A 17,145-nucleotide genomic window follows, 5' to 3' on the forward strand; every position below is an offset into this window, starting at 1 on the left:
CATTGCAGGTACGATATTAATAACCGGTCTTTCATTATTTCACCCTTTAGAAATGAGGATGTTATGTCTCTGCCCATCTACCGAACCATGCGTACTCCACAAAAATGGAATCGCGGAATATTAAACTTATTTTGGGCCATGTCTACGATTATTCTTGGCTCGATGCTCCTTATCCATTATGTGTTGTCAGCGCATGTGCCTTTCTTAACGCCGGTGAACTATCTGTTTAACGGCATGCTCGTACCTAACGCGATTTTTCTGCTGCTCGTGCTTGCGCTGGAAATCGTCTACCGCAGATGGCCGAACGGAATGGAGCTTGCGACGGTCATTTCATCCATATTAACCTCGCACTCGTACTTCTACTTTATCCATGACAGCTACGATACTTTACCTATCATTCTTATATTCCCATTGCTTATCTCGATGATGTATTTCAAGAAACGTTATTTGATCATAACGTTAGCGATGTGTCTGATAGCCATGGTAGCCCTCTATGTTCAACCCGGCCGTTATGTGAAGGAGGAGGATCTCATCGAGATCATTATAGTCGGGAGCATCCTATTCTGCGCGGCCATGACCGGCCTTGGCGTTATCCATCGCAGCCATGCGCTCGTGGAAAAGCTTGATCAATCGATGCAATCCGAACAGGAGCTGCTCGTCCAAACGATCGTGATGGAGAGAATGACGAAGATCGATCCCCTAACCGGACTGCATAATCACAAGTCGTTCCATGAGTATTTTGCACAATTGCTTGAACAATATAACCGAAGTCCGTTTCCGCTCCAGCTTGCGATACTCGACATCGACAATTTCAAGCAGGTCAATGACACATACGGGCACTGGGTCGGAGATATTGCGCTCAAGCAGGTTGCCGCTTGCATCTCCAAGCACATTACCGCCAATGCCTTCGCTGCCAGATATGGCGGTGAGGAATTCGTCGTGCTGTTATGCGAGACGAGTGAGGCGGAAGCGTATGCTTCCATTGAACGCCTTCGCAAATCGATTGCGTTGAACCCTGTTGCCGAGCTGAATCGGCGCCCCGTCACCGTAAGTGTCGGCCTGCATGCCGTTGCGCCGGGCGAGACGAAGGCCTACTGTTTTCAACAAGCCGACCATGCCTTATACGAATCCAAAAATAACGGCAAAAATCGAACAACCGTGCAATAGCGTTCTATTCCGGACCAAGGCTCTCGATGAGCGTTACCGTTTCTCCTCTCTCCAGCTTCGTACCTGCGAGCGGGTACTGATCAACTATCATTCCTAACGCAATGGACTCGCTATAGCGATATTCTACTTTGTAAGCCATGTTCCAGGTCCTAAGGTCTCTAACGGCAGAGTCGCTGCTATGTCCAATATAAGCAGGCACACGGAATCCCCGATTCAGCACTAGAAGGGAGAACACGATAACGATAATAAGGAGCAGGCCTCCGCCTCCAGCAAAACGCATCCACTTCGGAACGGCGCGGCGCCGAGCAAGCGAGGCGCGCACCTGCTGCTTCTTAGATCGTGAAGGCTGTGGAAGCGAACGCGGGGGCTGAGGCAGCTTTAAATGAGGCAACTTCTCTGAAGGAGATACGTTTCGTTCTTTTTTGCCCGCTTCAAGCGCAGCTTGAAACGATTGCAGCGATTGGAAGCGATCGGAAGCGTGTACGGAAAGAGCCTTCATCAGCACCGCTTCCTCATGGGGATGAATGACCGCGTGAAGCCGCAAAGGCGGGACAAGCGATTCCCGATCCAGCCTATCCAGCGATTCAGGCGGAATCCGACCTGTGATTGCCCGATATAACGTTGCCGCTACCGCATACAGGTCGGTCCACGGACCTTGCTTTCCTTTCGTTCGATATTGCTCCTCCGGCGCGTAGCCCGGCTTTAAGACAACCGATAGGCTATGCTCGCCAGCCACTTGCCTGGCAGCCCCGAAGTCAAGCAGCTTTACTTGGCCGTTCGTTGTTATATAAATGTTTTCCGGGCTAATATCCCGATGCAGCATGTGATGCGCATGAAGCTCCTGCAGCACATCCATGATCGGACGCATAATGCCAAGCGCGATAACAAACGGTACGCGTCCGCCCTGCATTTTCAGAAACTCCTTGAACGTCTGCCCTTCCAAATAATACATGACCAAATACGCCGTTCCATTTTCCTTGAAAAAGTCACGCACCGTCACTATGCCCGGATGCGGTCCTAACTTGAACACCCGCCTGGCTTCTTCTAGAAACTGATCGAGCCCATACGCGTACCGCTGCTGCGCTTCCCCCGAATATACGTTAATAGGCGGCTGATTGAGACTTCTCGTCGCCAGCTCGCGGGGCAAATATTCCTTAACCGCCAGCTTCGTCTCGAGACTGAGATCCCATGCCAAATACGTAATGCCGAAGCCGCCTTGCCCCAGCACCCTGCCGATCAAGTAACGGCCGTTCAGAATCGTACCCGGCATCAAATGCCATGGAGCGCTTGGCAGCGTGCCTCCCGCATAACCGCAGGAAGGACATACTGCCGTCCGGTCCGTCCATTCCATGCACCCTAAGCAAATGCGATCATCTCTCATCCCTATGCCCGCCTTTTTTAGTTGCCAAGTCATGTAGAAGCGTCGAAAGGCTGATATGTATGTACCGAGACCGTATAAGAGTGAAACGATAACATTTCTATATATTCAAAATAGCGACGGTTGCATTATCCTGATACGGACGTTCCTCTTCGATTATCCGCTGCACCATATATTCCGCTGCCAGCTGAGGCGTAAGCTTCGCCGCTTCACTCATCAGCGGCTCCGTCAGCCCGTCATAGAAGCCGTCGCTGCATAACAAGATCCAATCCTCCGGCTGCAGGTGAAATGGCGTCCAATTACGATCAAGCTCCCGCAGCTCCGGGATACCGAGATAACTCGTAAGCAGCATCCGCTCCGGATGCGTATCCGCTTCTTCACGGGTCATAAGACCGGCTTTGACGAGCTCATCCAGCTGCTTCGCATAGGTATGGTCCTGCGTAAGTGCCCGTAAAGTACCTTCGCGGTACAGGTATATTCGGCTATCGCCGGCCGAAGTCCAATACAGCCGGTCTTCCGACACAACAACCGCAATAAGCGTCGTGCCTACGCCCCATTCAAGCCCATGCTCTATCGCCAGCCCATAGACATCGCGGTTAGCCGCGTGAATCGCCCGCTCCAGCGCTTGCGGAATGCTCTCTTCATCCGCTTTGTTCCTATAAGCTTGAAGCATCGATTGCACAGCCAGTTGACCCGCCTCGCCTCCCATTGCAAGCCCGCCCATACCGTCGGCGAGTACGGCCAGTACGCCGCGCCTCTGAATCGCCTCTCTATCGTGAAGCTCGGAGAAGCAGTAGGAATCCTGCTGCTCCTCCCGTTCTCCGATATGCTGAGCGATTCCCGAAACAATCTGCACTGGCACAACGTCACGCTCGGACTCAGCCAGCGCTTCATCAATATGCGGCTGGCTGCCGGATAGCAACCCCACGATAAGGATCATAAATACAAGGCTGCAACCGATCATCATCCACATCACAACCATGAAATCACCTTGAACAATAAGGAAATCGCGCCTATGCCAAGTCCGATAATCGAAGTGAAGATTCCAACTCTCGCTAAGCCTGGTCGCTGTGAATCGATGCCTTTGAAGCCGAGCAACAGTCCAATAACTCCGCACGCGATGCTTAGCAGCCACGTCCACCAAAATAGGATGCTGCATATGCCGAGTATCATCGATGCAAGGGCATGACCGTTCAATTGGCGGTAACCTCTCGGTTTACCCGGCCGATACGGATTGTAATACGGGTAACGATTGCTCATGCGCCCACCCTCTCCGGCCACTATTATACTCATCCATATGGATAGGACTTTCGTTTTATGCCAACCGCCGGGCAACGGCCAAAAAGGCTTGCCGAAGCGGAAGTTGTCCCGTTTCCGCAACCTTTTTATCCAAGAACATGACTTCATTAGATTGTGCGAAAAAGTGCTTATCGCCAGCCTTCGTTGCAAATATTGCCAATCACAACTAGGCATGGTAAAGTTAAGTTAATGAATATTTGAAATAGGTTACCTTAATCAAATATAGCGAGGAGCTTAATCCCTATGCCCGCGAAAAAAATAAAGCTCGGCATTCCCGAGCACGAAGGACAGCTATCGATCATGTTCTCGCAAGGCGGGCCTCGTACCGGCGCCGGCCGCAAAGGCATTGGCGAAACGAGAAAAATATCGTTAACGCTGCCTTCGTCAACTTGGGAGCAGATCGAGTCCCAATGCGAGAAGGACGGACGTTCACGATCGGAAGTGATACGAAACATGATTGAAGCTTACTTGTCCGATCAGCAAACGGGAGAACAGTGAGCGCGATGCGAGTTGAAATTGCGAGACACGACCTCCATCACGCCTTGCAGCATGTCGCGGCAGCACTGCCTTCAAGGCCTGTCCAGCCCATTCTCGCAGGCATTAAGCTGCAGGCCGATATGCGCCAGTTAACGTTGACCTGCACCAAACTAACGATGACATTGCAATATCAATTGCCCTCTTCCTCCGATTCGCTTGCGGTTACGCAAGCAGGAAGAACCGTCGTTCCCGCCCGTTACTTCATCGATATTGTCCGCAACTTGCCAGAAGGCATCGTTTCGCTCGAGTTAATCGAGAGTACAATCTTGCACATCCAAGCCGGCCAATCCAACTACAGGCTCGCAACGATGAATGCTGATGAATTCCCGAATACTCTGCATGGCGTAGCGCGCTCATTTTTCCTTATCAACAACGGGGAGCTGCGAGGTATGGTGAAGCAAGTCGCTTTCGCCGCCTCTACATCGGAAGCGCGCCCTGTCCTTACCGGCGTCTCCATGTCCATACTCGAGGATGGACGTAAGCTGAAGCTGCTGGCAACGGACGGCGTTCGGCTCGCATCCCGCTCCTCGCGACTTCACGCAGATGACAGCGGCAGCTTGCCGACAGCTATCGTCGTTGAAGCTAAACATCTGCTCGACTATTCGAAAATGCTAACCGACAACGCCGGCGACACGCAGATCAGCTTCAGCGAACACGGTGTGCGGTTCGCCACAAGCAGCTTCAGCATGCAGACATCGCTTATTCCAGGCCAATTCCCGCCGACCGACAAGCTGCTGCCGTCCGCCTTCTCTACAGCTACAGCGCTCAAGCTGAATACCGCCTCTTTTGCTGAAGCGGTCGGACGAGTATCGCTGTTGGCAGGCAATATGCACATTATCGGACTACGCATCGGAGAAGATGATGCGGAATTGTTCGCCGCTTCGCCCGACATCGGCGATGTGACGGAAGCTGTGGCGCTTGCGGAGAGGTCGGGGGAAGCGATTACGGTATTTTTTAACGGGAAATATATGAAAGATATGGTTGATGCTATTGAGAGCGAGCATATATACTTACGCCTGACAGGAAGAGAGAAACCGATCATTATTGAAACTACGCAAGGGCATGATACGTATTACATTCTTACTCCGATCCGAAGCGCCTATTGATGCCGCAGCGAAAGAAATAGTCATTGCTAGTGGATGAGCATCATAGGATGTGATAGAATCGGGACAAAATGATGATGAGGTGAATTACCCATGTTAGGAAGAAGCGGTAATCCGACATTAAGAGATCATACGTTTGATCGGCACGGCAATTCGTTGAATGACGCGATGACGATCAACGGAACGGTCAATAAAGCGTTCATTACGCTCGCATTAATGCTAGGCGGCGCGTTCTCGACTTGGAACATGTATTTCAACGGCCAGAACGTCATGGGCTATATGATCGGCGGCGTTATTATCGGTCTTGTGATGGCGCTTATCATAAGCTTCGTGCCAAGAACGGCGCCGTACTTAGTACCGGTTTACGCCATAGCAGAAGGACTTTTCCTCGGCGCATTGTCGGCTAATTACGAATCGCTGTACAACGGCATAACGATGCAGGCAGCACTGCTGACGATGTGTGTATTCGTAGCGTTGCTCCTCGCATACAAGACAAGACTTATTAAAGCAACGGAAAACTTCAAGCTTGGCGTATTCGCCGCAACAGCAGGCGTTGCCCTTCTTTACTTGGTAAGCTTCGTGCTCGGAATGTTCGGCATCAGCGTACCTTTCCTGCACAGCAACGGCCTGATCGGCATCGGTATCTCGCTCGTTATCGTCGTCATCGCTGCACTCAATCTCGTGCTGGACTTCGACTTCATCGAGAACGGCGCACAGCGCGGCGCTCCGAAGTACATGGAATGGTACGGCGCGTTCGGCCTCATGGTCACGCTCGTATGGCTCTACATCGAGATGCTCCGCCTGCTCTCCAAAATCTTCAGCCGCGACTAATCGCGGTCGCTGCATAGAAGTAAACATAGAAGAAGCCATCCCGGCGTGATATGCTCCCCTTTAGGTAGACAGGTGAAATAATAAAAACCTGTTTATCAAGGGGAGTTTTTTCATGTCTCAAATAAATGAGTACTGCGGGGAAGAGAAATTAGCCATTCTGAAGGAGTATGAAGCAGGACGGGGATCACGAAGTGAGATCGCTTGTAAATATAACATTAACGTCAGTACGTTGAAGGAATGGCGACGTCGTTATGCACTGTACGGATTCGAAGGGTTAGCATGGCGTGCAGAGAATAAGAGCTACTCAGTGGAACTTAAACTTCAGGCTGTTCAAGATTATCTATCTGGAAAGTACTCACAGAATGAAATTATAAGGAAGTACCGTATGGCAAGCCGCACACAGCTCCGAAACTGGATTAAGAAGTATAATAGTCATAGCGGTCTAAGACCGTATAAGAACGGGGGCGGAGCCGCTATGACAAAGGGACGGACAACGACTTGGGAAGAACGAATGGACATTGTAATGTATTGYTTATCACAAAATCGAAACTATCAAAAAGCAGTAGAGAAATATCACGTTTCTTATCARCAAGTTTACGGATGGGTAAAGAAGTACGAAGCAGACGGCGAGAACGCTTTGCKAGACGGCAGAGGGCGCACGAAGGCACCTRAAGAGTTATCTGAGGTCGATCAGCAAAAGCTCGCCATGAAGAAACTGGAGTACGAGGTTGAGCGGCTTCGGGCGGAGAATGCTTTCTTAAAAAAGTTACAGGAGTTTCAAGGGAGGCGTCGCTAAGCGGACATCGACAGGAAAACATTTATCTCGCTATCCAAGCCGTGCAGCAGGCAGAAGCGCTTAGCATACAGCTACTGTGCAAGGTTGCGGAGATTCCAAGGTCAAGCTACTACAAGTGGCTCAGTCACAAGCCTAGCCAACGACAGTTGGAGAACCARGAGCTTACGGCGGTCATGATGACGTTATATGAAAAGGTTGAAGGCACCTTCGGCTACCGTCAATTAACGCTGCATATGCGTCGACAAACGGAGAAGCAGATTAACCACAAACGCGTGTATCGTCTGATGAAGATAAGAGGAATTCAGTCCGTCATTCGCAGGAAGAAAAAGAAATATGAACGTTCTATACCGCAGCACGTAGCTGAGAACGTATTAAACCGTGCGTTTCAAGCGGAAGTACCGAACGAAAAGTGGCTAACGGATGTCACTGAATTTAAATACGGCAACGGTCARAAGGCCTATTTAAGCGCCATTCTCGACCTTCATGATAAATCGATTGTTTCTTATGTACTGGGACATTCCAATAATAATCCGCTCGTGTTTAAAACATTGAAGTTGGCTCTAAAGGCAGCGCCAAGAAGCAAAGCGCTCCTTCATAGCGACCGGGGCTTTCAGTACACGTCTTCGGGTTTTAAGAGAATGTTGGATAAGGCTAAGCTGAAGCAGAGCATGTCCAGGGTCGGACGTTGTATTGATAACGGTCCAATGGAATCATTTTGGRGAACGTTGAAATGTGAGAAGTACTACTTACATAAATACCAAACTTTTGAGCAGCTAAAGAACGATATTGATGATTACATCCACTTTTACAATTACGAACGATTGCAGAAAAAACTAAACGGCCTCAGTCCCCTTGAATTTAGGGCTAAGGCCGCTTCATAGATCTTTATTTTTTGTACTGTCTACTTGACGGGGTGCAGTTCATGTTGGGGTGGCCTATTACTTTCTATCTATTACGCACAGCATCGCGCCGCTGCGACTGCCCTCTGCCGAGCACAAGCATTGCGCCCAGTACGAGCAGCATGATCAGAACCAGTACGCTTACATACCAAAGCGTAACCCCGCCGTCATATCGATCCATGAACCAGCCGGTAACGCGAGGGAAAATTGCCCCGCCAAGCCCGCCGCATGCTACGAGCAGGCTCGTCGTCCGCTCAGTCATGCCTGGGATTAACGCGTTCGCATAGACAAGGGCGATACCGAATATACCCGAGAAGAACAGACCGCTTAAAGCGACGAAGAAGAGCATCCAGCTGAGCTGACCCATGAGCGCCATTAATGCGAACACGATCGTTGCTCCGCCAGTAGCAATAAACAAATACTTCGCATACCCCATTTTCTCCGCCAACGTGCCTGCAAATATACGTCCGAACACCATTGTTGCCCAGAACAGGCTGAGCGCTGCCGCAGCACTCGACTCATTTACCTGCGAACGCTCAATAAGCAAGGAAGGCAAGTAATTGGAGAAGCTCATCTCCATGCCTACGTAGATCATGAAGAACGCTGCCGACAGCAGCAAGAACGGAAGCGCAGTGCGCGGATAACCGAATATACCTGTTCTTGCACCTGCCGTCCCTTGCTCCATGCTGCTGCTCACCGCTGCTTTCGGCGGTTGGAAGCCGATCTGCTCGTCCAGCTTGCCGAAGGACATCGTGAGCCACAATACGAATGTAACGCCCGACAGTGCTGCCAGTATCGGGAACGATACCTGCCATACGTTCTGAGCGATCAAATAAGCGGCTGCAACCGGTATAATAAGTGCGCCGACGCCAAAGAACGTTTCTAGTCGGCTCATTGCCGAAGCCTTGCCCTTAGCAAGGTCGATGATCATCGCGCCGACGACCGCTTCCGTCATGCCGAAGCCGAACCCCGCGAGAGGAGCGACGGCCAGCATCCAGCCCCAGGGAAGAAGCAGGCTGTAAGCGGCCTCGCTTAAAGTAAGCGCGCCAAGCGCAATAAGCACCGCGCCTCGCTTGCCGATTCTTGCCGTGATGGAGGGAGCCAGTATGACACCGACCAGGAAGCCGAGAAATTGATTCATAATCCATTGTCCGCCGTCTTTGTACGTGAGCCCATAATGATCAATTAGCTGCTCCAATATCGATCCGCCTACCACATGCGCAATACCGATTACCAAGTAAGACAGACAGCCGATCCATATTAACTTCTTCATGCCGTAGTTCTCCTTATGTCCGCGCGCCTTCTGGCGCCTATCTGATATACTTAGTCATACGTATCCAACTCATTTGCTCCATCCGGAGGTTATAAGATATTGAATAATTTAAACCATTCTTCTCATTATAAACGCTATCCGATTCAAATGACCATATGTCCGCTGGAAATACAGCATGCTGTCGAAATATGTAATTGGATTTATGAGCCTCCCTACGATGTCTACCACTGGCCAACTTGGGAGCAAATGCAAAAGGACGAAATCGAATTCGGCGATCCCGTCCTGCGTGCGCAGCAATATATAGCAATCGTTGACGATAGCTCGAGACTGATCGGCTTCGCCCAGTTGTTCCCCATGACCGGCGTAACCAGGCTCGGACTCGGCCTTCACCCTGATCTGTGCAGCCGGGGTTTAGGTCCTTCCTTCGCTAAGCTAATTGCGCTTGAAGCGCGAAGAAGAATGCCTCAGCATGAGATCGACTTAGAGGTACTCGCTTGGAATACGCGAGCCGTACGCGCCTATGGACAGGCGGGCTTCCGCATTACCGATACGTATGCCCGTCCTTCTCAGAACGGTTACGCCGAATGCCACTGCATGGTGTTCGAGCCTATCCAGAGCTAACAGCTCTGAATGCTATTATATCGCTTGCGTGCCGTGCTCTATATCGATTACATCCGCGAATAAAATAAGTCCAGGTCCAACAAGCACCGATATCGTCCGAATCCATGCATGTGTATCGAGATCCGTATAAGCTCTCGATACAATCGATCTTCGATCCTCGTTCATCTGTACGATGTTCGGAACGAAGTACGGCCGCCAGCACCAGTTCGCGCCTCGAAATTGGTCCTCGCTCCGCCATGAGCCGTCAGACTCTCGGAAATAGTTCGCCGATAGCTGAATGCCGTCCTGATTGCACAAGTACACGCGAATATAGCTCGTGTCCAGCTCCGGCAGAAGCCGCAGAGCCCAATCGTCATTATTTTCCGTAATGCCATCGGAGGTATCCACGATATGCGCGAGCTGCTTCGCAAGCTGCTCAGCCTTGACTTGCCAATCGCGCTCCGAGATGACGTGATGCAGCAGATGCCGCTCCAGCTCCTCTACAATAATTGGAGCGAAGCAATCGGGATCGCGGAAGTCCGCCTCAGCCCTCGCGAACATGAACCCTTGCACATAACGCGCGCCTGCTCGAATCGCCCTTGCAAGATCCTCTCTCGTCTCGACGCCTTCCACGAGCAAGGAGGCGCCGATCAGCTCCGCCATATCTGAGAAGGAGCGAAGCACGCCGAAGTAGCCGTCATGCGTTGCGCTCCTCTTAATCATATGTATATCGATCTTCAGCAAGTTAGGCTGAATCTGAGCAATACGGTCGAAACTGCTGAAACCGCTGCCTACATCATCAATTGCAATCTGACAACCTTGCTCCCGATAGAGGTCTACAACGGTGCGAAGCACCTCCATTGAGCCTTGGAAGCTCTGCTCCGTAATCTCAATAACGACTTTCCTTGGGTCAATACCGTATTTCTTAAGCAGAGACAACGTGAACAGCTCTCCGGATTGCTCATAACGATAAATCCAAGAAGGCTTTAGATTAATAAACAGCATAGGAGGTTCATCCATCTGACCCAGCTTGGCAAAAGCCTGCTCGCGCAACAGCCGATCCACGAGAATATGCTCCTCATCGGGCACCGTTTCATCACTAAAGAAAGGCCCCAAGCTGCGAACAGAATCTCCCTTTACCGCTCTAGCCAGCACCTCATAGCCCATAATTCGCCGAGTATCCATCGCTATGATCGGCTGATAGTAGGCTGCTAGCTTTTCGTCTTGTAGACCTAGCGCTTTTGGTAGTGCTATTGTAGTGTGACCATCACTCATAGCGCTCTCCTTTGTRTTACTCGCATGTTATATTATCTACCATATTAATGAGTACCATTGTAAATGAATCGACATTAAATGTAAAGAAGCGACATATTAACTGCCATCCCGACTATTTTGTCGAATGATACATCTATTATATAGTAGCAATCTAACAACAACCGGAGAAAAGCTGACTTAGATCAGTCTAACTATGCGTGTAACCTGATTGCTCTGAGATACTTCTATAATATGATGCTTGCTGTTGTAAGTAATGACGCCTTCGCCGACCTTAATTTCCGGATTTTCGCCCAGTCCGAAAAACACATCGTCAGCCAGCGCTTCCATTACCTCATGACGGTCATCCTCATGCAGCGCTTCCCATTCCTCGGTTTCCATCTCAAAAAACGTGTAGCTATTCTCAATCTCTGCTACAGCCTCCGTCAACTCTTTCAATATATCCGCATATTCTCTTGCATGTCTTACTCCCATATTCATAACCTGCCTTCTATTATTAGTGTCGTTTTGCTCCGCATGTCTTCGATGGGCTTTCAATCCCGAATGCATATGGCCTTATACTCTTATTTTACATCATTTCGACAATATTAAACGTCTTCCGCCCCAAATCGTTTCGTTTACTCTAATCTCAGCCACCCTATTTGTCGATAATAATAGAAAGTAGACAAGCGTAAACGCTAGAATATTTAATTCGAATACGTACTGGACGGGGTGTATGATGAAAAATTCAACAATTATAGGTATTGTACTAGGTCTTGTCGCTGTTCTGGGAGGTATGGTGTTTAAAGGCGCTCATTTATCGTCTCTAGCCAATCCGGCCGCATTCATGATTATCATATTAGGTACAATTGCAGCGGTCATGGTTGCCTTCCCAATGTCTGAGCTCGGAAAAATCGGCAAACTGTTCAAAATGGTTTTCTCCGAACAAAAGCTTATGCAACGCGATCAGTTGATCGCTAACTTTATGGAATGGGCATCGATCACGCGCCGCGAGGGCTTGCTTGCGCTTGAAGCGAAGGTCGACGATATCGAAGATCCGTTTCTCCGGAACGGCATGCGTATGATTATCGACGGCAACGACCAAGACTTCGTTCGCGACGTCTTGCTTGAAGACATTGCCGCTACCGAAGATCGCCACAAAGCTGGCGCGCTCATCTTCACGCAAGCGGGCACATATGCGCCTACGCTCGGGGTACTCGGCGCCGTTGTCGGTCTCGTCGCGGCACTTGCCGACATGAGCGACATGGAGAAGCTGGCTCATGCGATCGCCGGCGCTTTCATCGCAACTTTGCTTGGTATATTCACAGGTTATGTTTTATGGCATCCGATTGCCAACAAATTAAAGCGTTTGTCGAAGAGCGAGATTCAAATCCGCCTAATGATGGTTGAAGGTCTGCTGTCCATTCAATCCGGCGTATCGACGATTGCGATTAACCAGAAGTTGTCCGTATTCCTCACTCCAACAGAAAGAAGAAAACTGAGGGAGAAGGAGGAAGGCGCCGTTGAGCAGAAAGCATAAGCATGACGATCACGAAGAGCATGTAGACGAATCTTGGCTCATCCCTTATGCCGACTTGCTGACCCTGCTGCTTGCACTTTTCATCGTTCTGTACTCCATGAACTCCGTTGATGTGAAGAAGTTCGAGGAAATGTCCAAGGCGTTCAGCATCGCGCTTAATAGCGGCAGCGGCATACTCGATAGTCCGGCAATCACGCCGGAAGGCGATTCTCCTGATAAGCCGAAGGAAGATCAAATCAAAAAAGACGATAATCCGAAGGATCAGAAAGAACAAGATGCTCAGAAGCTTCGCGAGGCTGCCTTGAAGCAAGAGCAAGAGGATCTCGAGAAGCTGAAGAAGCAGCTTGACGAATATATTGATAAAAACGGCCTGACAACCGATCTGGAGACAAAGCTCAATATGTCCCAGCTCATGATTACGATCAGCGACAATGCGCTATTCGCTCCTGCACAGGCGACCGTCAAGCCGGAATCGAGAGAGCTTGCCATAGCCATCGGCAAGATGCTGCAAGGATATCCCGATTACGAAGTCATCATATCCGGCCATACCGATACGACTCCCATTTCGACCGTCTTCTTCAAGTCCAATTGGGATTTAAGCTCGATGCGGGCAATTCGGTTCATGGATATTTTGCTGGAGAACAAAAAGCTTAAGCCTCAACAATTCAGAGCCGTCGGCTATGGCGAGTATCAGCCGATTGCCGACAATAAGACGACTGAGGGCAAAGCGAAGAATAGACGGGTCGAAGTATCGATCTCGCATACCGTCGCCGATCCAACTAATCAGCAAGTCATTCCAGCCGCCAAATAAATACGAAGCCCCGGCAAGCTGCTTAATCGCAGCCTGTCGGGGCTTTATACTTTCATCGAAATTAACATAGATAAGGTTAGCTGTTTACCTCATACCCCAGCGTCCGGAATAACGCCGACTTCTCCGCCTCCGTTAGATCACGCCACTTCCCGGATGCGAGCCCGCCAAGCTGAATATTCATAACCCTTACACGCTGAAGCTTCCTGACATGATAGCCGAACGCCTCGCACATGCGACGAATTTGCCTATTCTTTCCTTCGGTCAGAATAATGCGGAATACGCGGTCTGTCACACGCGTTACCTTGCAAGGCAGCGTCATGCTGCCGAGTATGCGCACTCCCTCCGACATGCCTCGAACGAAGGAATCGTTAATAGGACGGTCAACGGTTACTATGTATTCCTTCTCATGCTTGCCTTCCGAACGCAGGATCGGGTTCACGACATCGCCATCATTCGTAAGCAGAATGAGGCCCTCGGAATCCTTATCGAGTCTTCCGATCGGGAATATGCGTTCCTCATGACCGATAAAGTCAACGATATTACCTTTAATATGAAGCTCAGTCGTACAAGTAATGCCAACAGGCTTATTCAACGCAATATATACATGCCGTTTCTGTTCGCCAATCCGTCGTCCATCCACGCGCACATCATCGCCTAGCTCGGCTTGGCTGCCGAGCATGGCCGTCTCGCCATTAATCGTAACTCGGCCGCTGTCCACCAGCTTGTCCGCCTCGCGGCGCGAGCAATAGCCCGTCTCACTAATAAACTTGTTAATTCTCATCTGCATGTCACCTCGCCTGTATATGCCCTAACTCAGCAATGTCGCCCGAAGCATATACCTTCACTTCAGGACTCCGCTGAACGGTCCTATTCTGCCCTTGCCCATGCTGCTCCGCCCATGCGATTCGAGTAGCCCGAAGCATTGCAGCAGCCACTACATCGCCGCGAATCGCCCTATACCTGCGCAGCCGTCCGACCATCGTGAAGCCAAGCGCCGTTGCCAGCCACGTCCCTACCGTCTCGCCTAGCCGCTTTTCTTTCCGGTGCCCAAGCAGCAACGACGGCTGGAAAATATGGAGCAGCGGTATTTCCAGCTTCGCAAGCTCCTCTTCAAGCTCGCCCTTTACTCGGCTGTAGAAGAAGGCCGAGCTCTTGGAAGATCCCATCGCCGTAATAACAGCGAACTGCGATGCATTCACTCGTTTCGCATAGCGAGCCAGCGCGAGCGGATATTCCAAATCAACCGTGCGGAACGCTTCCTGCGAGCCCGCCGCTTTAATCGTTGTTCCAAGCGCGCAATAGACAATATCGGCCTCTACGTCCTGCATCGCTAGATCGATATCATCGAAGGACGCTACAATTATTCGCAGCTTAGACCTCATGGCCTCAAGTCCCGCCGTTGCAGCAGCATCCAGCGGCCGCCTAACGAGCACGGTCACCGTTCTAGTATTCGGATCCGCCAGCAGCTGTCGTAACAGCGCAGCGCCAACAAGCCCGGTCGCACCTGCAAGCACACAGCTATAGCCCTCTCTATCGTCACGAGGCCCAGCGCTCATTGCATCCTCTCCCTCGCACTTCGCATCTACATACCCTCGGTTAATGATGCTTCTAGTATACCGTCCTCCGTCAAAGGTTTCAAAGCCGGAAGCGACACATGCACCGTTGTTCCCACATTTTCTTGGCTTTGAAAATCGAGATTCCCTTTATGATTCAGAATAATTCGCTGGCTGACCATAATACCAAGTCCCGTGCCCGATTCCTTCCCCGTGAAGAACGGGTCGCCGATCTTCGAGATCATCTCCTCCGGAATGCCGACACCTTCGTCTGTAATCGTAATCGAAACGATCCCTTTTCGATTCGTAATATGAATATGGATCGGGCCGCCTGTCGGCATCGCCTCGATCGCGTTTTTCAGCAGATTAATGAATACTTGCTTCAATTGATTCTCTTCACATGAAACGAGACAGTTTTCTTCCGTGAATAGCGACTTAAATTCGATATTGTGCAGATGTGCCTCGCTATTCATCAAAGCAACAACATCATTTAAAATATTGCGCATATCCTTGGTTACAAATTTCGTGGCCTGCGGTTTCGCCAAGATGAGGAACTCGCCGACAATAAGATTAATTCGGTCCAGCTCCGATAACATCAGACCTACATGAGACACATTAAGCTGCTTCGTCTGCTGCTGCAACTGGAGAAAACCTCTCAGTGTTGTAAGCGGATTCCGAATTTCATGCGCGACCCCTGCCGCCAATTGTCCGACCGTGGTTAGCTTCTCGGAGCGCCGCAGCAGCTCGTCCATCTTATTGCGGGAGCGCATATCTCTAGAAATGCTTGCGAAGGCGCGGATTGTCCCATCTGAATCGCGGATTGGCGATATGGTAATACTCACCGGGATCAACTCTCCCGACTTCGTCATTCGCATGGTTTCCTTGGCCGGAAGAACTCTGCCTGCGACGAGCTGACTGAGCATCTGTTCCAGCTCGTCACGGTGTGAATCGGGCAAGATCGGGAATACAAGTCCAATCGCCTCCTCTTCCTCATAACCGTAAAGCAGCTCGAAAGCGCGGTTCACCTGAATAATCGTGCCATCCAGCTCCAACAGATGGATCGCATCGCTAGTATGATTAATGAACGACTCCAGATGCTCCTTCATCCGTCTATTCTCTTCGAACGCCTTGCGCAGTTTGTCCATATAGATGCTTAAGTTCTGCGACATGGCATTTACCTTCAAAGCGAGCAAACCGAATTCATCCTTGCGCCGAATCTGAATCGGCTGATGGAACCTTACGGATGACACCTCATTAACCTTCCATAAAATATCTTTGAGCGGGCGTATCATAACGCCTACAAGCCAATAGCTAATTAATAGTACGAGTACCGTAACGATTGCGGAGTAGATTAACGTATCATTTCGTTTCTCTCCAACGAGATCCTGAATGCCKTTGCCGTCATAGACGATACTGATTGTATAGCTTCCAAGCTTCTCGTTCGAATAGTAGCTTCGATAATACGTTTTATCGTCGATGGTCATTTTGCGAAACACAAATTCACTGTCTCTCGCTTCTTGCACAAATGGGCTATCGTTGGTAGCATCATTGTAAGCATACGTGCCCGCCGATATTTCCTGCGAGTTATTATGGAAGACGGTAATCTCTTTGATATTGTTATTTAATTTCTGTACCAGGTCGAACATGTCTTTGCCTTCTACCCTACTCTTCAATTCTAGAGACCCGCCATCCGAGCTCGTTTCGAAGGCATCCATGGATACAGCTACCTGTATGGATGTGTCCAGCATGACCTGCTTCATTTCTTCCCGTATGCTGCGTATCCAAGCATATTCGTTCAACATGCTGTAGACAATGAAAATCGAGAGTACAATAAGAGAAATCATAAGTGAAAACTTCATCTTAATCGACAACGATAGACACATCCTTTTGTTCAGTAATCATTTCGGAGCAGTTCCTAGGAACTATTCCATTAACTAGCAATTTATAAAAATAGCGATATCGCATAAAAGTCGATTACTTATAGACAGCTTATACCCACTGTTCACATGAGTTATACACAGAAGTTGATATAATGTGCATAAGTTTGTGGATAACTATTATTTTATACACAATTCTATCCACTGCATGTTAACAACGGAATATTTGT

At 49.9% G+C, this 17,145-nt stretch carries 17 protein-coding genes; 8 read left to right on the plus strand and 9 right to left on the minus strand.

From position 1 onward, the window contains the following. Positions 1-138 precede the first annotated feature (138 nt). Positions 139-1,167 (plus strand): GGDEF domain-containing protein, encoded by a 1,029-nt coding sequence (locus AB4Z33_RS11825; protein ID WP_442050127.1) that lies wholly within the window; start codon positions 139-141, stop codon positions 1,165-1,167. 4 nt (positions 1,168-1,171) lie between these two features. Here AB4Z33_RS11825 and AB4Z33_RS11830 read toward each other — a convergent pair whose 3' ends face one another. The 3 genes from AB4Z33_RS11830 to AB4Z33_RS11840 all read right to left on the minus strand — a co-directional run bounded on the left by AB4Z33_RS11830 (position 1,172) and on the right by AB4Z33_RS11840 (position 3,805). After that, positions 1,172-2,548, minus strand: coding sequence for a protein kinase domain-containing protein (locus tag AB4Z33_RS11830; protein ID WP_442050128.1), 1,377 nt, complete (start codon positions 2,546-2,548; stop codon positions 1,172-1,174). 97 nt (positions 2,549-2,645) lie between these two features. Further along, positions 2,646-3,485 (minus strand): PP2C family protein-serine/threonine phosphatase, encoded by an 840-nt coding sequence (locus tag AB4Z33_RS11835; protein WP_442050129.1) that lies wholly within the window; start codon positions 3,483-3,485, stop codon positions 2,646-2,648. A gap of 32 nt (positions 3,486-3,517) precedes the next feature. Beyond that, positions 3,518-3,805 carry a hypothetical protein gene (locus tag AB4Z33_RS11840; RefSeq protein WP_442050130.1) on the minus strand — a complete coding sequence of 96 codons (288 nt, stop codon included), beginning with the start codon at positions 3,803-3,805 and terminating at the stop codon, positions 3,518-3,520. A gap of 282 nt (positions 3,806-4,087) precedes the next feature. On the opposite strand from AB4Z33_RS11840, the gene AB4Z33_RS11845 reads away from it, so the two are divergent. From AB4Z33_RS11845 to AB4Z33_RS11860, 4 genes are all read left to right on the plus strand, one after another. Beyond that, the gene (locus tag AB4Z33_RS11845; RefSeq protein ID WP_442050131.1) at positions 4,088-4,342 is read left to right on the plus strand and encodes a ribbon-helix-helix domain-containing protein; all 255 of its coding nucleotides are present in this window, start codon (positions 4,088-4,090) and stop codon (positions 4,340-4,342) included. A 5-nt stretch (positions 4,343-4,347) separates the two neighbouring features. Then, positions 4,348-5,487: a DNA polymerase III subunit beta gene (gene dnaN, locus AB4Z33_RS11850; protein ID WP_442050132.1), complete on the plus strand. Its 1,140-nt coding sequence runs from the start codon at positions 4,348-4,350 to the stop codon at positions 5,485-5,487. Between the two features lie 90 nt (positions 5,488-5,577). Beyond that, a complete protein-coding gene (locus tag AB4Z33_RS11855) occupies positions 5,578-6,315 on the plus strand; it encodes a Bax inhibitor-1/YccA family protein (RefSeq protein ID WP_442050133.1) in 738 nt (245 codons plus the stop codon). Between the two features lie 112 nt (positions 6,316-6,427). Further along, a protein-coding gene (locus tag AB4Z33_RS11860; RefSeq protein WP_442050134.1) for an IS3 family transposase occupies positions 6,428-7,992 on the plus strand; the annotation gives its coding sequence in 2 pieces (ribosomal slippage) (positions 6,428-7,064 and positions 7,064-7,992; 1,566 coding nt in all). A gap of 64 nt (positions 7,993-8,056) precedes the next feature. Here AB4Z33_RS11860 and AB4Z33_RS11865 read toward each other — a convergent pair. Continuing rightward, entirely contained in the window at positions 8,057-9,283 is a 1,227-nt protein-coding gene (locus AB4Z33_RS11865) for an MFS transporter (protein ID WP_442050135.1), read from the minus strand. A gap of 147 nt (positions 9,284-9,430) precedes the next feature. Here AB4Z33_RS11865 and AB4Z33_RS11870 point away from each other — a divergent pair, with 147 nt between their 5' ends. After that, the gene (locus AB4Z33_RS11870) at positions 9,431-9,904 is read left to right on the plus strand and encodes a GNAT family N-acetyltransferase (RefSeq protein WP_442050163.1); all 474 of its coding nucleotides are present in this window, start codon (positions 9,431-9,433) and stop codon (positions 9,902-9,904) included. 15 nt (positions 9,905-9,919) lie between these two features. Here AB4Z33_RS11870 and AB4Z33_RS11875 read toward each other — a convergent pair whose 3' ends face one another. Both AB4Z33_RS11875 and AB4Z33_RS11880 read right to left on the minus strand, forming a co-directional pair. Continuing rightward, a complete protein-coding gene (locus tag AB4Z33_RS11875; protein WP_442050136.1) occupies positions 9,920-11,158 on the minus strand; it encodes an EAL domain-containing protein in 1,239 nt (412 codons plus the stop codon). A 177-nt stretch (positions 11,159-11,335) separates the two neighbouring features. Next, positions 11,336-11,629, minus strand: coding sequence for a hypothetical protein (locus tag AB4Z33_RS11880; RefSeq protein ID WP_442050137.1), 294 nt, complete (start codon positions 11,627-11,629; stop codon positions 11,336-11,338). Between the two features lie 244 nt (positions 11,630-11,873). Here AB4Z33_RS11880 and motA point away from each other — a divergent pair, with 244 nt between their 5' ends. Both motA and AB4Z33_RS11890 read left to right on the plus strand, forming a co-directional pair. Continuing rightward, complete coding sequence (gene motA / locus AB4Z33_RS11885; RefSeq protein ID WP_442050138.1) at positions 11,874-12,674, plus strand: flagellar motor stator protein MotA; 801 nt, start codon at positions 11,874-11,876, stop codon at positions 12,672-12,674. Then, entirely contained in the window at positions 12,658-13,485 is an 828-nt protein-coding gene (locus AB4Z33_RS11890) for a flagellar motor protein MotB (RefSeq protein WP_442050139.1), read from the plus strand. Before motA ends, AB4Z33_RS11890 begins: the two co-directional genes overlap by 17 nt. Before the next feature lie 76 nt (positions 13,486-13,561). On the opposite strand, the gene rluF is transcribed toward AB4Z33_RS11890, so the two are convergent. The 3 genes from rluF to AB4Z33_RS11905 are packed head-to-tail and all read right to left on the minus strand — an operon-like array spanning position 13,562 to position 16,909. Then, on the minus strand, positions 13,562-14,266 hold the full coding sequence (gene rluF / locus AB4Z33_RS11895; RefSeq protein ID WP_442050140.1) for a 23S rRNA pseudouridine(2604) synthase RluF: 705 nt from the start codon (positions 14,264-14,266) through the stop codon (positions 13,562-13,564). Between the two features lie 7 nt (positions 14,267-14,273). Continuing rightward, entirely contained in the window at positions 14,274-15,041 is a 768-nt protein-coding gene (locus tag AB4Z33_RS11900; RefSeq protein ID WP_442050141.1) for an NAD(P)H-binding protein, read from the minus strand. Between the two features lie 26 nt (positions 15,042-15,067). Then, entirely contained in the window at positions 15,068-16,909 is a 1,842-nt protein-coding gene (locus tag AB4Z33_RS11905) for an ATP-binding protein (RefSeq protein ID WP_442050142.1), read from the minus strand. Between the last annotated feature and the right edge of the window lie 236 nt (positions 16,910-17,145).

The organism is Paenibacillus sp. 2TAB19, assembly GCF_052115185.1.
GTDB lineage: Bacteria > Bacillota > Bacilli > Paenibacillales > Paenibacillaceae > Pristimantibacillus.